The 16,786-nt window shown below is 66.4% G+C and carries 12 protein-coding genes and 2 tRNA genes; 2 read left to right on the forward strand and 12 right to left on the reverse strand.

Translation table 11 applies throughout. The annotated features are described in order from the left end of the window. The first annotated feature begins 54 nt into the window (after nt 1–54). Complete coding sequence (locus VN11_RS15350) at nt 55–1,050, forward strand: hypothetical protein (RefSeq protein WP_238581822.1); 996 nt, start codon at nt 55–57, stop codon at nt 1,048–1,050. A gap of 213 nt (nt 1,051–1,263) precedes the next feature. Then, nucleotides 1,264–2,328: a serine hydrolase domain-containing protein gene (locus VN11_RS15355; RefSeq protein ID WP_080374941.1), complete on the forward strand. Its 1,065-nt coding sequence runs from the start codon at nt 1,264–1,266 to the stop codon at nt 2,326–2,328. Here VN11_RS15355 and VN11_RS15360 read toward each other — a convergent pair. The 12 genes from VN11_RS15360 to VN11_RS15415 all read right to left on the reverse strand — a co-directional run bounded on the left by VN11_RS15360 (nt 2,297) and on the right by VN11_RS15415 (nt 16,770). Then, nucleotides 2,297–3,859, reverse strand: coding sequence for a winged helix-turn-helix transcriptional regulator (locus tag VN11_RS15360; protein ID WP_053451356.1), 1,563 nt, complete (start codon nt 3,857–3,859; stop codon nt 2,297–2,299). The genes VN11_RS15355 and VN11_RS15360 overlap by 32 nt on opposite strands. A gap of 134 nt (nt 3,860–3,993) precedes the next feature. Further along, nucleotides 3,994–6,102, reverse strand: coding sequence for a polyribonucleotide nucleotidyltransferase (gene pnp / locus VN11_RS15365; protein WP_006458359.1), 2,109 nt, complete (start codon nt 6,100–6,102; stop codon nt 3,994–3,996). Nucleotides 6,103–6,253: 151 nt separating this feature from the next. After that, entirely contained in the window at nt 6,254–6,514 is a 261-nt protein-coding gene (gene rpsO / locus VN11_RS15370; protein ID WP_005417886.1) for a 30S ribosomal protein S15, read from the reverse strand. Between the two features lie 174 nt (nt 6,515–6,688). Beyond that, nucleotides 6,689–7,597, reverse strand: coding sequence for a tRNA pseudouridine(55) synthase TruB (truB, locus tag VN11_RS15375; protein ID WP_053450379.1), 909 nt, complete (start codon nt 7,595–7,597; stop codon nt 6,689–6,691). 105 nt (nt 7,598–7,702) lie between these two features. Beyond that, nucleotides 7,703–8,086, reverse strand: a complete 384-nt coding sequence (gene rbfA / locus VN11_RS15380; RefSeq protein WP_005410447.1) for a 30S ribosome-binding factor RbfA — start codon at nt 8,084–8,086, stop codon at nt 7,703–7,705. 124 nt (nt 8,087–8,210) lie between these two features. Beyond that, nucleotides 8,211–10,856, reverse strand: a complete 2,646-nt coding sequence (gene infB, locus VN11_RS15385; RefSeq protein ID WP_053450380.1) for a translation initiation factor IF-2 — start codon at nt 10,854–10,856, stop codon at nt 8,211–8,213. A gap of 92 nt (nt 10,857–10,948) precedes the next feature. Next, nucleotides 10,949–12,460: a transcription termination factor NusA gene (gene nusA, locus VN11_RS15390; protein WP_006458580.1), complete on the reverse strand. Its 1,512-nt coding sequence runs from the start codon at nt 12,458–12,460 to the stop codon at nt 10,949–10,951. Nucleotides 12,461–12,464: 4 nt separating this feature from the next. Continuing rightward, on the reverse strand, nt 12,465–13,055 hold the full coding sequence (gene rimP / locus VN11_RS15395) for a ribosome maturation factor RimP (RefSeq protein WP_053450381.1): 591 nt from the start codon (nt 13,053–13,055) through the stop codon (nt 12,465–12,467). Nucleotides 13,056–13,422: 367 nt separating this feature from the next. Then, nucleotides 13,423–13,499: transfer RNA gene (locus VN11_RS15400), tRNA-Met, on the reverse strand. An 82-nt stretch (nt 13,500–13,581) separates the two neighbouring features. Further along, nucleotides 13,582–13,658: transfer RNA gene (locus VN11_RS15405), tRNA-Met, on the reverse strand. Nucleotides 13,659–13,785: 127 nt separating this feature from the next. Next, nucleotides 13,786–15,246: an NADH-quinone oxidoreductase subunit NuoN gene (gene nuoN / locus VN11_RS15410; RefSeq protein WP_049456506.1), complete on the reverse strand. Its 1,461-nt coding sequence runs from the start codon at nt 15,244–15,246 to the stop codon at nt 13,786–13,788. Between the two features lie 15 nt (nt 15,247–15,261). Beyond that, nucleotides 15,262–16,770 carry an NADH-quinone oxidoreductase subunit M gene (locus VN11_RS15415; RefSeq protein ID WP_008268294.1) on the reverse strand — a complete coding sequence of 503 codons (1,509 nt, stop codon included), beginning with the start codon at nt 16,768–16,770 and terminating at the stop codon, nt 15,262–15,264. Nucleotides 16,771–16,786: the final 16 nt, after the last annotated feature.

Raw genomic sequence — 16,786 nt, forward strand, 5'->3', positions numbered from 1 at the left:
TCTCCCTCCCCTGCATCGGCTAAGGTAGCCGCGGATCTTAAACCTTGCATGGACATGAGCAGCGACCACGACAACCCCGATGACGGCGCACGGCCGGACGACGCCACGCGCGACGAACTGCAGCCGCTGGAAGCCCGTGCCTATGCCGCATTCCACGAAGGCGACCTCGCGCGGGCCGTGGCCCTGTTCGGTGAACTGACCGGGCATGCCCCGGAGGTTCCCTACCTGCATTACATGCGCGGGCTCGCGCACAAGTACCTGCGCGACTGGCCGGCCTCGCTGCAGGACAACCTGCAGTCGGAACAGTTGCATGTCGAGTTCGATGTAGCCACCGCATGGAATGCCGGTATCGCCGCCACTGCAGTGGGCGACTGGGCCGAAGCGCGGCGCCAATGGAGCCGCTGCGGGATCACCGTGCCCGGCGACGCGGGGCCGATCGACGGCGATTTCGGCGTGGCCTGCCTGCGCCTGGCGCCGTGGTCCACCGCCGAGGTGGTCTACATGCGCCGCATCGATCCGGTGCGCGCCCGCATCGACAATGTGCCGCTGCCGGAAAGCGGCTTCCGCTTCGGTGACATCGTGCTGCATGACGGCGCCTCGACCGGCCACCGCACCTACCGGGAGCAGAGTGTGCCGGTGTTCAATGCGATGCAGCGCCTGCAGCCATCGGACATGGCCACCTTCACTGTGTTCGTGCAGTGCGATTCCGCCGATGACATCGCTGCCCTGGAAGCCATGCAGCTGCCCGGGATCGGCATGGTCGAGGATTGGACCGCGACCGTGCGCAGGCTGTGCCGCCGTTGCAGCTACGGAACGCCGCACCAGCACGATGACGCAGCGGAGCGCGCGGACGGCTGGACGCGCGCGCGCGATCTCGGCATTGCCGCGCAAGGGCGTGCCTCGGTGGAAAAACTGCTGGCAACGTGGACCGCTGCGGCACCGGGACGCGTGCTGGACGCCATCGAACAGCGCGAGCATCCGCTGAGTGAGCCCGAGCCGGGACAGGTCTGGTGGCTGGGGGAGGAAGAAGAGGAAGAAGATGCCGGGTAACGCCGAGCATGTTCGACTGCGGCGATGCCTCCAACAGCGTGTCAACCAAGGTTGACACCCACCCGGGGCGCGAGCGTGTCAACCAAGGTTGACACCTACCGGGGCAAAGCGCAGAGCGTTGTCGCACAAGGCCTTCAGAATTCTTCAGGCGGCTTTCCAGCACTTCAGATGCGGTACTGGCTCAATCGGGCTCCCTTTCGATGGAGCCCGCCGATGCGTTCGATCCTGCCCGTCCTGACCCTGCTCTGCGCCCTGTGTGCCGCGACCTTCACCGCTAGCGCCGCGCCGCCAGATCCGGCACGCCTGCTGGCGCTGCAGCAGGCCATCGCCCGCGATGAACTCAAGCAGATCCGCAGCGTGCTGCTGCAGGTCGATGGCCAGGTGATCTACGAGGGCTACTTCAACGGCGCCGACGCACAGACCCTGCACGACGTGCGATCGGCCAGCAAGGGCGTGACGGCACTGCTGGTCGGCGCCGCCATCGGCGAGGGACGCGTGCCCGGCGTGCAGGCCCGGGTGTACGACTACTTCCCGGCGTTCACCGCGCACCATGCGGTCGACCCGCGCCTGCGCGCCACCACCCTGCAGGACCTGCTGTCCATGAGCAGCCTGTGGGAGTGCGATGACGAGAACCCGTTCTCGGCCGGCCACGAAGAACGCATGTACGTCACCGAGCGGTGGCTGGAGTTCGCGCTGGCGCTGCCGGTGAAGGGCTTTGCGCCCTGGATGCAGCGGCCGCAGGACAGCCCGCATGGCCGCGCGTTCGCCTACTGCACCGCCAACCCGTTCGTGCTCGGTGCCGTGCTTGAACAGGCCAGCGGCCAACCGCTGGCCGACTATGCCGCACGCGTTCTGGAGCAGCCGCTGGGCATCACCCACAGCCAGTGGAACCGTTCGCCGGAGGGCATCGGCATGGGCGGCGGCGGCACCCGCTACCGCACGCGTGACCTGGCCCGGTTCGGCCAGCTGGTACTGGACGGTGGACGCTGGCAGGGTCGCCAGCTGGTCCCCGCGGACTACATCGCGGCGATGGTGCAGGCGCAGGCCACGACGCCCGATGGCAGCGATTATGGCTACCAGTGGTGGGGCCTGAAGCTCGATGTGCAGGGTGCGTCGCGCACCGTGTGGGCGATGTCCGGCAATGGCGGCAACTATGTGTTCGTGCTGCCCGAACAGCGCGTGGTGGCCGTGGTCACCAGCCAGGCCTTCAACCGCTCCTTCGCCCATCCGCAGTCGCGGCGCATCCTCACCGAGTTCCTGCTGCCGGCGCTGCGCTGAGGGCGGCCAGGTCCTCCGGCCGCCAGGCGGCGGCCAACACCTGCGCGCGCTGACGGGCGATGTCGGTATCGATGCGCTCCAGCAACGCGGGCCAGCCCGGGGCGCCGTGCAGGGGCACCAGCAGCGGCGTGGCACGCAGCCACGCCACGTCACGGAAGCCATCATCGACGGCCTGATGCAATGCGGCGACGGCCGCATCTGTACGTCCAGCAGCCTGCAGCAGCAGTGCCCGCTCCACGCCCGTGTCGGACCAGCCGTCGCCGGCGCTGGCGTCGAGCTGCTGCAGACGCTGCCCGATCCACGCGTCCTGCGCCGGCTGCGCGCCGTACAGGCCCGCCAGCGTCTGCCCCAGTGATTGCTGGGGCCGCAGCTGGCGGCCGCGCTCGAACGCCTCTGCCGCTATCACCGGGTCACCGGCCAGCAGCGCGAGCTCTCCCTTCATCCGCAGCAGCTGCGGGTGTGGCGTGCCCCGCGCCAGCGCCTCGTCCAGCGCCTGCCTGGCCCGTTGCGGCGCGCCGGCCAGATACAGGCTGCGTGGCCAGGCGATATTGGAGAAGACGTTGTCCGGGTAGAGCTGGAAGTTGCGCGCGTGGCGTTGCGCTGCAGCCTGGGTGAAGCCCAGCAGTTCCAGCTCGCGCGCCACCTGCACGTCGCGGAAACGCACGCGCTCGGGCGCCTTCAATGACAGGTTCTCGCGCAGCGCCGTCACCAACTGGCCGCGCTCCTGCCGCAGATACGCCAGCGACGCGCGGCTGCGTTCGTCGGCCGGATCCAGTTCCAGCGCACGCGCGTAACCGGCCATCGCCTGCGGCATGTCGCCGAGGCAGTCCTGCGCATAGCCCCACAGGGCATGGGCGGCGGCATCGCGCGGCGCCCGCCTGCGCTCCTCGCTGGCCAGGGCCAGCGCCTCTTTCACTTGTGCCGGCGAGCCGTTGAACAGGCAGCCCTGCGCTGCCAACGCACGCGACAGTCCCCGCCGCGCCGGCGCGGACTCCGGATCGACCTGCAGCGCGTGCCGGTACAGGCTGATCGCCCGCTCGTTGTTGCTGGCCTGGCCGATGCCGGCGTAATAATCGGCGCGCTGCAGCGCCGCCTGCGCCGCACCCGGTGCAGGCGGCCGCGGCCACCACACCAGCGTTGCGGCGACGCCCAGCGCCACGGCCGCCATCAGGCCCCACCCTGCCCTGCCGCGCCAACGTGACCGGGCAGGCTGTGCGGTACCCGGCAACGGCTGCGCGCACAGCTGGTAGCCGCGCCCACGCACCGAACGGATGTAGCGCGGCCGGCGGCTGTCATCGCCCAGTGCCTGGCGCAGCAGCTTGACCCGTTGGCTGACCGCATCTTCGCCGACCACTGCCGGCGCCCAGACCTGCGCCGCCAGGGTGTCGAAATCGATGACCTCGGCGCCGTGCGCCAGCATCACGTCCAGCAGCGTCCAGCTCAGGCCGCTGACCGGCAGGACCTGGCCGGCGCGGCTGACCCGCTGTGCCGGGCGGTCAATGTCCAGATCGAGCAGGCGAAGGGTGTCCATGGGCGAAGCATAGCGGCACGCCGGCCGCGGATCGCGGGCAAAGAAAAAGCGGGCCGAAGCCCGCTTTTTCATTTCAGCGATTCCAGAAGCGTGTCAACCAAGGTTGACACCCACCGTAATCGACCGGAGGTCGATTACTCGGCGCTGACGGCGTCGCCTTCTTCCACGGCCTTCATCGACAGGCGGATACGGCCCTGCTTGTCGACTTCCAGCACCTTGACCTTGACCACATCGCCTTCCTTCAGCACGTCGCCGACCTTCTCGACGCGGTCGCTGGAGATCTGCGAGACGTGGACCAGGCCGTCCTTGCCCGGCAGGATGGTGACGAACGCACCGAAGTCCATGATCTTGGCGACCTTGCCTTCGTAGATGCGGCCCGGCTCGACGTCCGAGGTGATCTGCTCGATGCGGGCCTTGGCGGCCTGGGCAGCGATGGCGTTGACCGAAGCGATGACGATGGTGCCGTCATCCTGGATGTCGATCTGGGTGCCGGTTTCCTTGGTGATGGCCTGGATGGTCGAACCACCCTTGCCGATCACTTCGCGGATCTTGTCCGGGTGGATCTTGATGGTCAGCAGGCGCGGCGCGTAGTCGGACAGCTCCGAACGCGGGGCGGTCAGGCCGTGGGCCATTTCACCCAGGATGTGCAGACGGCCAGCCTTGGCCTGCTGCAGGGCCTGCTTCATGATCTCTTCGGTGATGCCTTCGATCTTGATGTCCATCTGCAGGGCGGAGATGCCCTCAGCGGTACCGGCCACCTTGAAGTCCATGTCGCCCAGGTGATCTTCGTCACCCAGGATGTCGGACAGGACGACGAAGCGCTCGCCTTCCTTGACCAGGCCCATGGCGATACCGGCAACCGGCGCCTTCACCGGCACGCCGGCGTCCATCAGGGCCAGCGACGAACCGCAGACCGAGGCCATCGACGAGGAACCGTTCGACTCGGTGATTTCCGAGACGACGCGGATGGTGTACGGGAAGGCTTCCAGCGACGGCATGACAGCCAGCACGCCGCGCTTGGCCAGGCGACCGTGGCCGATTTCGCGGCGCTTCGGGCCCATCATGCGGCCGCACTCACCCACCGAGAACGGAGGGAAGTTGTAGTGGAACAGGAAGTTTTCCTTGTACTCACCGGCAACGGCGTCGATGACCTGGCCGTCACGGGCGGTGCCCAGGGTGATGGTCACGATGGCCTGGGTTTCGCCGCGGGTGAACAGCGAGGAACCGTGGGTACGCGGCAGCACGCCGGTCTTCACGGCGATCGGGCGGACGGTGTCCAGCGCACGGCCGTCGATGCGGACCTTGGTGTCCAGCACCGAGTCACGCATGGTGCGGTATTCCAGCTCGCCGAATTCCTTCGACAGCTCGGCCGGGTTCCAGCCCTCGGCGGCCACACGGCCGGCCAGGGTTTCGACCACGTCCTTCTTGATCGCCGAGATGGCGTCGCGGCGCTGCAGCTTGTCGCGCACCTGGAAGGCTTCGCCCAGGCGCGGGCCGATGGCTTCCTTCAGGGCGGAGATCAGCGCGTCGTTCTTGGCCGGGGCTTCCCAGGTCGACGGCTTGGTGCCGGCTTCGACGGTCAGCTCGTTGATCGCGTTGATGACCTTCTGCATCTCGCGGTGACCGAAGGTCACGGCGCCCAGCATCACTTCTTCGGACAGCAGCGCAGCTTCGGATTCGACCATCAGCACGGCGTTGGAGGTACCGGCGACGACCAGTTCCAGCTGCGAGTCAGCCAGTTCGCTGACGGTCGGGTTCAGGATGTACTCGCCGTTCTTGTAACCGACCTTGGCAGCGCCGATCGGACCCATGAACGGGGTGCCGGCCAGGGCCAGCGCAGCCGAGGCACCGATCAGGGCCGGGATGTCACCGTCCACGTCCGGGTTCAGCGACATGACCGTGGCGATGATCTGCACTTCGTTCTTGTAGTCTTCCGGGAACAGCGGGCGGATCGGACGGTCGATCAGACGCGAGATCAGGGTTTCCTTCTCGGTCGCACGGCCTTCGCGCTTGAAGAAACCACCCGGGATACGGCCGCCGGCGTAGAACTTTTCCTGATAATCGACGGTCAGCGGGAAGAAGTCCTGGCCTTCGCGCGCGCTCTTGGCGGCGACGGCGGTGACCAGCAGTACGGTGTCGTCCATCTTGACGATGACGGCACCGCTGGCCTGGCGGGCGACTTCGCCGGTCTCAAGCGTGACGGTGTGCTTGCCGTACTGGAAGGTTTTGGTGATTTTTGCCACGGAGGGTGTCCTTGGGGATGCTGTCTGCGAATTTGGACCGTCGGCGACCCTTGCCGCCTGCGGGTGGCCGGATCGTTCCGGCCTGAATCGGGGATTGCGGTGCTACAAAACAAAACCGCGGCGCATCGCTGCGCCGCGGGGGATTCGTTGCTTAGCGACGCAGGCCAAGCTTTTCGATCAGGGCCTTGTAACGCTCGACGTCCTTCTTCTTCAGGTAGTCGAGCAGGCTGCGACGGCGGTTGACCATCTGCAGCAGGCCGCGGCGGCTGTGGTGGTCCTTCTTGTGGGTCTTGAAGTGGCCGGTCAGCAGTTCGATGCGGGCGGTCAGCAGGGCCACCTGGACTTCCGGGGAGCCGGTGTCGGCGGCGCTGCGCTTGTTGTCTTCAATGACCTTCTGGGTGTCGATCGACATTTTCTTTTTTCTCTGTGATGCGTGGCCGGCAGGAACGCGCTTCGCGCACCGCCAGGCTCGCCGTGGACTACGAGGATGAAACCTGCGCGAGGCAGGCTGCCGGAAAACGGCCGCGAAATTGTAACGGCCGGGGGCTTCCGGGACAAGGTCCGGGGCTGAACCGGCGGGCCCCGGTCAGAGGTTGAAACGGCGCTGGGGGGCCAGCAGGCCACTGTCATCGACCTGGCCCAGCCCCTGGACAGCATCGTCCGGGCCGAACACGGCGACCAGGCCGCGCGGCCACGACAGGTCGCGCTGGCGCTGGCCCACACAGAACCGGTGAGCCTGGTCGGCGTCGAGGTCGACCCGCGGGTACTCGGCCAGGCCGGCGGCCAGGGGCAGCAGCAGCGCATCCATGGCGGCCTCGTCGCCCGCCTCGACCATCGCCCGCAGCTGGTCCAGGGTAACCATCGCCGGCTCGCGGAATGGTTCGACCCAGAGCCGGCGCAGCGCGCTGATATGCGCGCCGCAGCCCAGGCTTTCACCGAGGTCACGGGCCAGGCTGCGGATGTAGGTGCCCGAGCCGCAGGTGACGCGCAGGCGCAGCCGTTCAGGCTGCTGCTCCAGCACCTCGATGGCGTGCACCTGCACCTCGCGCTCGGGCGCCTCGATGACGTCGCCACGGCGGGCCTTCACATACAGCGGCTCACCGCCCTGCTTCAGCGCCGAATAGATCGGCGCCCGCTGCAGGATGCTGCCGGTCAGCGGCGCCAGCGCGGCCTGCAGGGCCTGCGCGCTGACTGCCGGCACCGGGCGCTGCAGCAGCACCTGGCCTTCGGAATCGTCGGTATCGGTGGTCTGCCCAAGCACGATCTCGGCGTCGTAGGCCTTGGCCGAGCCCAGCAGCAGGCCGGCGATCTTGGTCGCCTCGCCGAAGCACAGCGGCAGCAGGCCGGTGGCCAGCGGGTCGAGGCTGCCAGTGTGACCGCCCTTTTCGGCGCGGAACAGGCGACGGGCCACCTGCAGGGCGGCGTTGGAGCTCATGCCGGTCGACTTGTCGAGCAGCAGGATGCCATCCAGGCGGCGGAACTGAATTCGGGTCATGACAGGATGTTGTAGAGCCGAGCCATGCCCGGCTGCTGCAGCGCGGCCCGCACGGGCATCGCGTTGCCGGAACGGAAAGACGCCGGGCACGGGCCCGGCGCTGCCTTATTCTTCGTCGCTCTCGCGACGCTTCTCCGCGGCCAGCGTATCGGGCAGGTCGCGCAGGATGTTGTCGATGTGCTCACCACGGTCGACCGAGTCGTCGTAGTGGAAATGCAGCTCCGGCACGTGGCGCAGCTTCATGGCACGGGCCAGGTCCATGCGCAGGCGGTAGCCCAGCTCCTTCAGGCCGGCCACGGCTTCAGCCGAGCGTTCCGGCATCAGCGCGGTGACGAACACCTTGGCATGGGCCATGTCGCGGGTGATTTCCACGTCGGACACGCTCACCGAGGGCAACCCGTGCTCGCGCACGGCGTTGTGCACCAGGGTGCCGAGTTCACGGCGCAGCTGGGCGGAGACACGGTCGGTTCGATGGAAAGTCTTGGGCACGAGGAGCTCTTGGTTCAGTTGTCGCCCGACCAACGGTCGGGCGCTACATCTACATGGTACCCGACCGTGGGTCGGGCTTTGCATGCCGGTAGGGCCCGACCGTTGGTCGGGCCGCCACGCAGCATTACAGGGTGCGCGGCACTTCGATACGCTCGAAGCACTCGATCTGGTCACCCGGCTTGACGTCGTTGTAGGCCTTCACCGCGATACCGCATTCGGTACCGTTGCGGACTTCCTCGACGTTCTCCTTGAAGCGGCGCAGCGATTCCAGCTCGCCCTCGAAGATCACCACGCTGTCGCGCAGCACGCGGATCGGCTTGTTGCGCTTGACCACGCCCTCGATGACCATCGAGCCGGCAACGGCGCCCAGCTTGGAGCTGCGGAAGACATCGCGGACCTCGGCGATACCGATGATCTCTTCGCGGATCTCCACGCCCAGCAGGCCGGAAGCCACCTGCTTCACCTGATCGATCACGTCATAGATGATCGAGAAGTAACGCAGGTCCACGCCGTTGGATTCGATGATGCGACGGGCCGAAGCATCCGCACGCACGTTGAAGCCGATGACGGTGGCCTTCGAAGCGGCGGCCGAGTTGGCGTCCGACTCGGTGATGCCGCCCACGCCGGAGTGGATCACGTTGATGCGGATGTCTTCGTTGGACAGCGCGACCAGTGCCTGGCTCAGCGCCTGCACCGAACCCTGCACGTCGGCCTTGATGACCAGGTTGAGGACCTGCTGGCCCTCGCCCTTGCCCAGGGTCGCCATGATGTCTTCCATGCGGCTGCCGGCGGTAGCGACCAGGCGCGATTCACGGCGCTTGGTCTCACGCTGCTGGGCAACGTCCTTGGCCAGGCGCTCGTCCTCGACCACCACGAAGTCGTCACCGGCTTCCGGCACGCCGGACAGGCCCAGGACCTGCACCGGGATGGACGGGCCGGCGAACTCCGGCTGCTTGCCGGTTTCGTCGAACAGCGCACGCACGCGGCCGTACTGGATGCCGCACACCAGGTAGTCGCCCTTCTTCAGGCGGCCCTGCTGCACCAGCACGGTAGCGACCGGGCCACGGCCCTTGTCCAGCGACGATTCGATCACCACGCCCGAGGCGCGGCCTTCGTCGACGGCCTTCAGTTCAAGCAGTTCGGCCTGGATCGAGATGGCGTCCAGCAGGTCGTCGATGCCCAGGCCGGTCTTGGCCGAGATCTCCACCATCTGGGTGTCACCACCGAAGTCTTCGGCCACGACCTGCTCGGACAGCAGTTCGTTCTTGACCCGCATCGGGTCGGCGTCGGACTTGTCGATCTTGTTGATCGCCACGATCAGCGGCACACCCGCCGAACGGGCGTGCTGGATCGCTTCCTTGGTCTGCGGCATGACGCCGTCATCGGCGGCCACGACCAGCACCACGATGTCGGTCAGCTTGGCGCCACGGGCACGCATCGAGGTGAAGGCAGCATGGCCCGGGGTATCCAGGAAGCTGATCACGCCCTTCGGCGTATCCACGTGGTAGGCACCGATGTGCTGGGTGATGCCGCCGGCTTCGCCGGTGGCGACCTTGGTGCGGCGGATGTAATCCAGCAGCGAGGTCTTGCCGTGGTCGACGTGGCCCATGATGGTGACCACCGGCGGACGCTGGGTGGCTTCGCCCTGGTTTTCACCGGTCGAGGCCAGCAGTGCGTCTTCGGCGTCGTTGTCGTTGGCACGGATCGCCTTGTGGCCGAGTTCCTCGGTCACCAGTGCGGCGGTGTCGTGGTCGATGGACTGGGTGATGGTGGCCATCACGCCCATCTTGAACAGCGCCTTGACCACTTCGCCGCCCTTCAACGCAAGCTTCTGCGCCAGGTCGGCCACGGTGATCGTGTCGCCGATCGCCACTTCACGCACCACCGGTGCAGTCGGACGCTCGAAGGCGTGCGGGCCGGCATTGTTGCCACCGCGCGACATGTCGCGACGGCCACCGGACTGGTTGCGGCCGCCCGGACGACCCCGGGTGTTGCTGTTGTTGCTGTTGCCACGACGCGCGCGGTCAGCGGCCGACAGGTGCATCTGGCCGGCGAAGCGATCGCCCGGGCCACGCTCGTTGCGCGGCGCGCTGCGATTGTTGCGGTCGTCGTTGCGCGGCGGCGGCGGTGCGCCACGCGGCGCAGCCGGGGCGGCGGCGGGGGCACGCGGCGGGCGCGGCGCGGTTTCATCGATGGGAGCACGCTTGGGCTTGCTGGCCGCCAGCGCCTCGGCAGCCTTGGCGGCGGCCGCAGCTTCTTCGGCAGCCTTCTTTTCGGCCTCGGCGCGCTCCTTGGCGGCAACCTCTTCCTCACGGGCACGGACGATGGCTTCGTCGCGCAGACGATCCTTCTCGGCCAGGGCCTGCTGTTCGGCAAGGTTGCGCGCACGCGACTCTTCCAGCTTGCGCAGGATGTCGGCGCGCTCTTCGTCCGGCGTCATGGCGCGAGCACCATCCTTGACGTAGGTACGCTTCTGGCGCACCTCGACATTCACGGTCGTCTTGCTGCGACCGGAACTGATCGTCACTTCCTGCTGCTTCCGGCGGTTGAGCGTGATCTTCTTTGCAGACTGATCGGTCTCTTCCGGGGCCTGCTCGGGCTTGCCGTGCGAACGACGAAGGAAGCCCAGGAGCTTCACCTTCTCGGAGCTGGTCACGACCTGGTCGGGACCGCTGAACTTCATGCCGGCACCGGCCAGCTGTTCCAGCAGTTTTTCGACCGGCGTGTTGACCAGTTCGGCAAGCTTGCGGATGGTGGTTTGCTGCGACATTCGGATCCTATGATCTTGTGGGCGCCCCCCCGCATCTGGAGGTGGCGCGGATTCTACGCCCTGAGCGGCTCAGGGCCCTGTTCATTGCCGGCTCATTCGCCGCGTTCCAGTCGGGCGATCTCTTCGGCGCGGGCGGCCAGGATCAGCGCAGCGGCGCGCGCCTGATCCAGTCCTTCGATGCCGAAGTCCATGACCTCGTCGGCGGCCAGGTCGGACAGGTCCTCGCTGGTACGCACGCCGTGGCCGGCCAGCGCATACGCGGTGGCTTCGTCCATGCCCTTCAGGGACAGCAGGTCCTGCGCCGGCTGGCCGTCTTCAAGGCCTTCCTCGACTGCCAGGGCCTCATTGAGCAGCGCATCGCGGGCACGAGCGCGCAGCTCTTCGACGATGTCCTCGTCGAAACCTTCCACGGCCAGCAGTTCGCCGACCGGGACATAAGCGATTTCCTCGACGGTGCCGAAGCCTTCGCTGACCAGGATGCCGGCGATCTCTTCGTCCACTTCCAGCTTGTCCATGAACAGCTGGCGGGCCGAAGCCTGCTCGGCCTCCGACTTGGCGGTGACCTGGTCCTGGGTCATCACATTGAGCTGCCAGCCGGTCAGGCGGCTGGCCAGGCGCACGTTCTGGCCGCCCTTGCCGATCGCCTGGGCCAGGCGGTCTTCAGCCACGGCCAGGTCCATCGAGTGCTTGTCTTCATCGACGATGATCGACTGCACTTCGGCCGGTGCCATCGCGTTGATGACGAAGTTGGCCGGGTTGTCGTTCCACAGCACGATGTCCACGCGCTCGCCATTGAGCTCGTTGGACACGGCCTGCACGCGCGAACCGCGCATGCCGATGCAGGCGCCGATCGGATCGGTGCGCTGGTCGTGGGCGAGCACGGCGATCTTGGCGCGGTCGCCCGGATCGCGGGCACAGGCCTTGATTTCCACCAGGCCCTGGCCGACTTCCGGCACTTCCAGCTTGAACAGCTCGATCATGAATTCCGGGGCGGCGCGGCTGATGAACAGCTGCGGGCCACGCGGCTCCGAGCGCACTTCGGCCAGGTAGCCGCGCACGCGGTCACCGGCGCGCAGCACGTCGCGCGGAATGCCCTTGTCCTTCGGAATGAAGCCTTCGGCGTTGCCACCGAGGTCGACATAGATGTTGCCGCGCTCGGCGCGCTTGACCACACCGGTGATCAGTTCGCCGACGCGATCCTTCCACGCATCCACGACCTGCTGGCGCTCGGCTTCGCGCACGCGCTGGACGATGACCTGCTTGGCGGCCTGGGCGGCGATGCGGCCGAAGTCCGGGTTCTCGATCTGCTCTTCAATGTAGTCGCCGACGTCCACGCCCTCGGCTTCATCGACGGCGTCCATCAGGCGGATCTGGCGATCCGGCGATTCCATCACCACGTCATCGGCCACCACTTCCCAGCGGCGGTAGGTTTCGTAGCTGCCATCCTTGTGGTCGATGACCACGCGGGTCAGCACTTCCTCGTCGGGATAGCGCTTCTTCGCCGCCGAGGCCAGGGCGGCCTCGATGGCATCGAAGATCACTTCACGCGGCACGCCCTTCTCGTTGGCGACTGCGTCCACTACCAGCAACAGTTCCTTGCTCATTGGCTCACTCCGCGCGCGGCTTCTTTGCCGCCGGCTCGTTGGAAGAAGAATTCTTGTTCGGCTTCGGACGCTTCGGTGCCGGACCGGTCGGCTTGCTCGGGGCCAGCCCCAGCGCCACCCAGTCGGGCATGATCCGTGCCTTGTCGATGTTGTCGGCCGACACGACCACTTCGGTCTTGTCGACAACGAAGGTGATGGTGTCCGCGGCCTCGTCGGTTGCTTCGATGCGGCCCTGCAGGCGACGACGGTTGTCCTGCGGCAGCTTCAGGGTGACCTTGGCCATTTCGCCGAGGTGACGGCCGAACTGCTCCAGGTTGAACAACGGACGGTCCACGCCCGGCGAAGACACTTCCAGCGTGTAGTTGCCGCTGATCGGGTCTTCGACGTCCATCTGCGCCGACACTTCGCGGCTGACGCGCTCGCAGTCGTCGACATTGATGATGCGCTCGGGCTGTTCAGCCAGCGGCACGTCGATGTAAAGGCGCAGGGTCGCACCGCCGGGGGCCGGCAGATACTCAACGCCCAGCAGCTCCAGGCCCAGCGACACAACGGTCGGGGCGAGCAGATTCGCGATGTCGGTTGCCTTGTCGCTCACAGCCTGCCTTGATCTCTATGGTTGGGTGCCGGCCTTGGCCAGCGTGGAAACATGACGCCCCGGAAACGACAAAGGGCCCGCTGGGCCCCTTTTCCGGAAAGACTCCGGTGACTGGATTCCGGTTGCAACCTGCAGTGCCTGCCGGTTGCGGCCCTCCTTCCGGATCCGGACTCCCGCTGGGAGGCCGCCTTCAGGGGTACTGCTAGGCCGCTGATGATAGCGGCTGCACCGCACTGGTGCAAGGTGCGAGCCCGGGGTCAGATCCCTTTTCCGCAGGAAAAGGGATCTGACCCCGATCGCGCGGAAACGCCGCAGGACCCAAAGAAAAACGCCTTCGAAGCAGGACTTCGAAGGCGCATTCTTTACTTGGTAGCGGGGGCAGGATTTGAACCTGCGACCTTCGGGTTATGAGCCCGACGAGCTGCCAGACTGCTCCACCCCGCATCAGAAGCGGAATCATGAGGCATTGCTGCGAAAAATGCAAGCTTTCCCTCATTCATCAAACCGGTTGGCGCCGATTCGATGTTGGTAGCGGGGGCAGGATTTGAACCTGCGACCTTCGGGTTATGAGCCCGACGAGCTGCCAGACTGCTCCACCCCGCACCGGAAGTGTTTGAACTGCTGCCCTGCTCTTTCGAGGAGGGCTACCGCAACGATGTTCTGGCTGAACCGCTGCAGTGACAACTCAGGCTGCGCATATTACACGAATCGCGCAGCTTTGTGTCAACTTTTATGCAAGATGCGCAAATGCCTGCTGGCACCAGACCATGATCGGGTTCCAGGCAATGCCCAGCGCCAGCAGCGCCAGTGCGTTCACGCCCAGCACCAGGCCCAGTACGCGGTCGTTGCTGCGCGGCATGGCCTCGCCCACCGGCTCATCGAAATACATGACCTTGATGACGCGCAGGTAGTAGAAGCAGCCGACCACGGCGCACAGCACGCCCAGGATCGCCAGCCACAGCAGGCCGCCGTTGACCGCCGCGCCGAGCACGGCCAGCTTGGTCCAGAAGCCCAGGAACGGCGGGATGCCGGCCAGCGACGCCATGATGCACAGCACCAGGCCGGCCATCCACGGGTTGCGGGCGTTCAGGCCCTTGAAGTCTTCGATGTTCTCGGCTTCGAAGCCGGCACGCGACAGCGCGATGATCGCGCCGAAGGCGGCGGTCGACATGATGGCGTAGGCCAGTGCGTAGAACAGCGCGGCGGCATAGCCCTGCGCGCCACCACCGGCGATGCCCATCAGCAGGAAGCCGATGTGCGAAACGGTGGAGAACGCCAGCATGCGCTTGAGGTTGCTCTGCGCAATGGCCATCAGGTTGCCGATGACCAGCGACACCGCAGCCAGGCCGGCGATCAGCAACTGCAGTTCGGTCGACAACGGGCCCACGCCCATTTCCAGCAGGCGGTAGGCCATGCCGAAGGCGGCCAGCTTCGGCGCCGAGCTGATGAATAGCGCGATCGGCGCCGGGGCACCCTGGTACACGTCGGGCAGCCACATGTGGAACGGCGCGGCACCCAGCTTGAAGGCGACGCCGGCGATCATGAACACCGCACCGGTGATCAGCAGCACGCGTTCTTCCGAATGCGGGATGGCATCGCGGATGACGTCCAGGTGCAGGCTGCCGGTGGCGCCGTAGATCAGCGACATGCCGTACAGCAGCAGGCCCGAGGCCAGCGAACCGAGCACGATGTACTTCATCGCCGCTTCCGAGGCCAGGCCGTTCTCGCGGTTGCTGGCCACCAGCGCGTAGGAGCACAGCGCCAGCAGTTCCAGGCCCAGGTAGACCATCAGCAGGCTGCCGGCCGAGACCAGGATCATCATGCCGGCGGTGCCGAACAGGATCAGCACCGGGATCTCGCCCTGGAACAGGTTGCGATCACGCAGGTAGCGCCAGCCATAGACCAGGGTCAGGCCGCTGAGCAGCACGATCCCGGTCTTCATCACGTCCGCGGCGGTATCGCGCACGAACATGCCATGGAAGACCTCCCCCTGCCCGCCCACGCCGGTGGCCAGCATGAACAGCACCACGGCCAGCGCAGCGAGCGAGAACAGGTGGGTGACGATCTTGTTCCGGTTGCTGACGAACAGGTCGAGGATCATCAGGGCGAAGGCGCTGCCGATCAGCACCAGCTCGGGAGCGAGCGGTGGCAGGTCAGCGGCGGTCAATGGCAGCAGCGGCGAGGTGGTCATCATCAAATCCTGGAATTACAGCAGCTTGCTGGATGCGATCTGCATCGCCAGCTTCGCGATCGAGGGCTCCATCAGGTCGGTCAGCGGCTTGGGGTAGATGCCCAGGGCCAGCACGCCGATGGCGAACACGCCCAGCACCAGCCATTCGCGGCCGTTGATGTCCTTCAGTTCGGCAACGTGGCTGTTGGCCACTTCGCCGAAGAAGATGCGCTTGTACAGCCACAGGGTGTAGGCGGCGCCGATGATCAGGGTGGTGGCCGCGCCCAGCGCGATCCACGGATTACGCTGGAACGCCGACAGGATGACCATGAACTCGCCGACGAAGCCGCTGGTACCCGGCAGGCCCGCGTTGGCCATGAAGAACAGCATGGCGAAGGTGGCGAACCACGGCATCACGTTGACCACGCCGCCGTAATCGGCGATGCGGCGGCTGTGCATGCGGTCGTACAGCACGCCGACGCAGGAGAACATCGCGCCGGACACGAAGCCGTGCGAGATCATCTGCACCATGGCGCCCTGCAGGCCCAGGCGGGCCGCATCGGCGTTGCCGGCTTCACGCACCAGCCACAGGGCGATGAAGGTACCGAGGGTGACGAAGCCCATGTGCGCGATCGACGAATACGCGATCAGCTTCTTCATGTCGTCCTGCACCAGGGCGACCAGGCCGACGTAGATCACCGCGATCAGCGACAGCGCGATCACCAGCCAGGCCCATTCCTGCGATGCGTCCGGGACGATCGGCAGGTTGAAGCGCAGGAAGCCGTAGCCACCGATCTTCAGGGCGATGGCGGCCAGGATCACCGAACCGGCGGTCGGCGCTTCCACGTGGGCATCCGGCAGCCAGGTGTGGACCGGGAACATCGGCACCTTGACCGCGAAGGCGATCAGGAAGGCAAAGAAGATCCAGGTCTGTTCCTTGGCCGACAGCGGCAGCGCGTACAGGTCGGCCAGCTGGAAGCTGCCGCCCTTCAGGTACAGGTAGATCAGCGCCACCAGCATCAGCACCGAGCCGAGGAAGGTGTACAGGAAGAACTTCAGCGCGGCGTAGATGCGGCGCGGGCCACCCCAGACACCGATGATCAGGAACATCGGGATCAGCATCGCCTCGAAGAACACGTAGAACAACATCGCGTCCGTGGCCGAGAAGATACCGACGGTGACGCCTTCCAGGATCAGGAAGGCGGCCACGTACTGGTTGACGCGCTTGTCGATGGCGCTCCAGGCACCGATCAGGGCAAGCACGCTGACCAGCGTGGTCAGCAGGATCAGCGCCACGGCGATGCCGTCCACGCCCAGGTTGTAGCCGATCTTGTACGCCGGGATCCAGGCATGGGTCTCGACGAACTGCAGACCGTCGATGCCCGCGTTGTAGCCGCTCAGCAGCGAGAGGCTCGCCACGAAGGTCAGCACCGCGACGCCCAGCGACGCCCAGCGGGCGGTCTGCGCATCACGGATCGCAAGGATCAGGGCGCCACCGAGGATCGGCAGCCAGATGAGGACACTGAGTAGAGGCCAGTTCGACACGTCTTCTTATTCCGTA

The sequence above is a fragment of the Stenotrophomonas maltophilia genome, from assembly GCF_001274595.1.
Classification (GTDB): domain Bacteria; phylum Pseudomonadota; class Gammaproteobacteria; order Xanthomonadales; family Xanthomonadaceae; genus Stenotrophomonas; species Stenotrophomonas forensis.

Bases quoted from the DNA above. Each gene is read 5' to 3' on its own strand.
- VN11_RS15350 (WP_238581822.1), top strand. From the start codon at position 55: ATGAGCAGCGACCACGACAACCCCGATGACGGCGCACGGCCGGACGAC.
- VN11_RS15355 (WP_080374941.1), top strand. From the start codon at position 1,264: ATGCGTTCGATCCTGCCCGTCCTGACCCTGCTCTGCGCCCTGTGTGCC.
- VN11_RS15360 (WP_053451356.1), bottom strand. From the start codon at position 3,859: ATGGACACCCTTCGCCTGCTCGATCTGGACATTGACCGCCCGGCACAG.
- rpsO (WP_005417886.1), bottom strand. From the start codon at position 6,514: ATGTCGATCGACACCCAGAAGGTCATTGAAGACAACAAGCGCAGCGCC.
- truB (WP_053450379.1), bottom strand. From the start codon at position 7,597: ATGACCCGAATTCAGTTCCGCCGCCTGGATGGCATCCTGCTGCTCGAC.
- infB (WP_053450380.1), bottom strand. From the start codon at position 10,856: ATGTCGCAGCAAACCACCATCCGCAAGCTTGCCGAACTGGTCAACACG.
- nusA (WP_006458580.1), bottom strand. From the start codon at position 12,460: ATGAGCAAGGAACTGTTGCTGGTAGTGGACGCAGTCGCCAACGAGAAG.
- nuoN (WP_049456506.1), bottom strand. From the start codon at position 15,246: ATGACCACCTCGCCGCTGCTGCCATTGACCGCCGCTGACCTGCCACCG.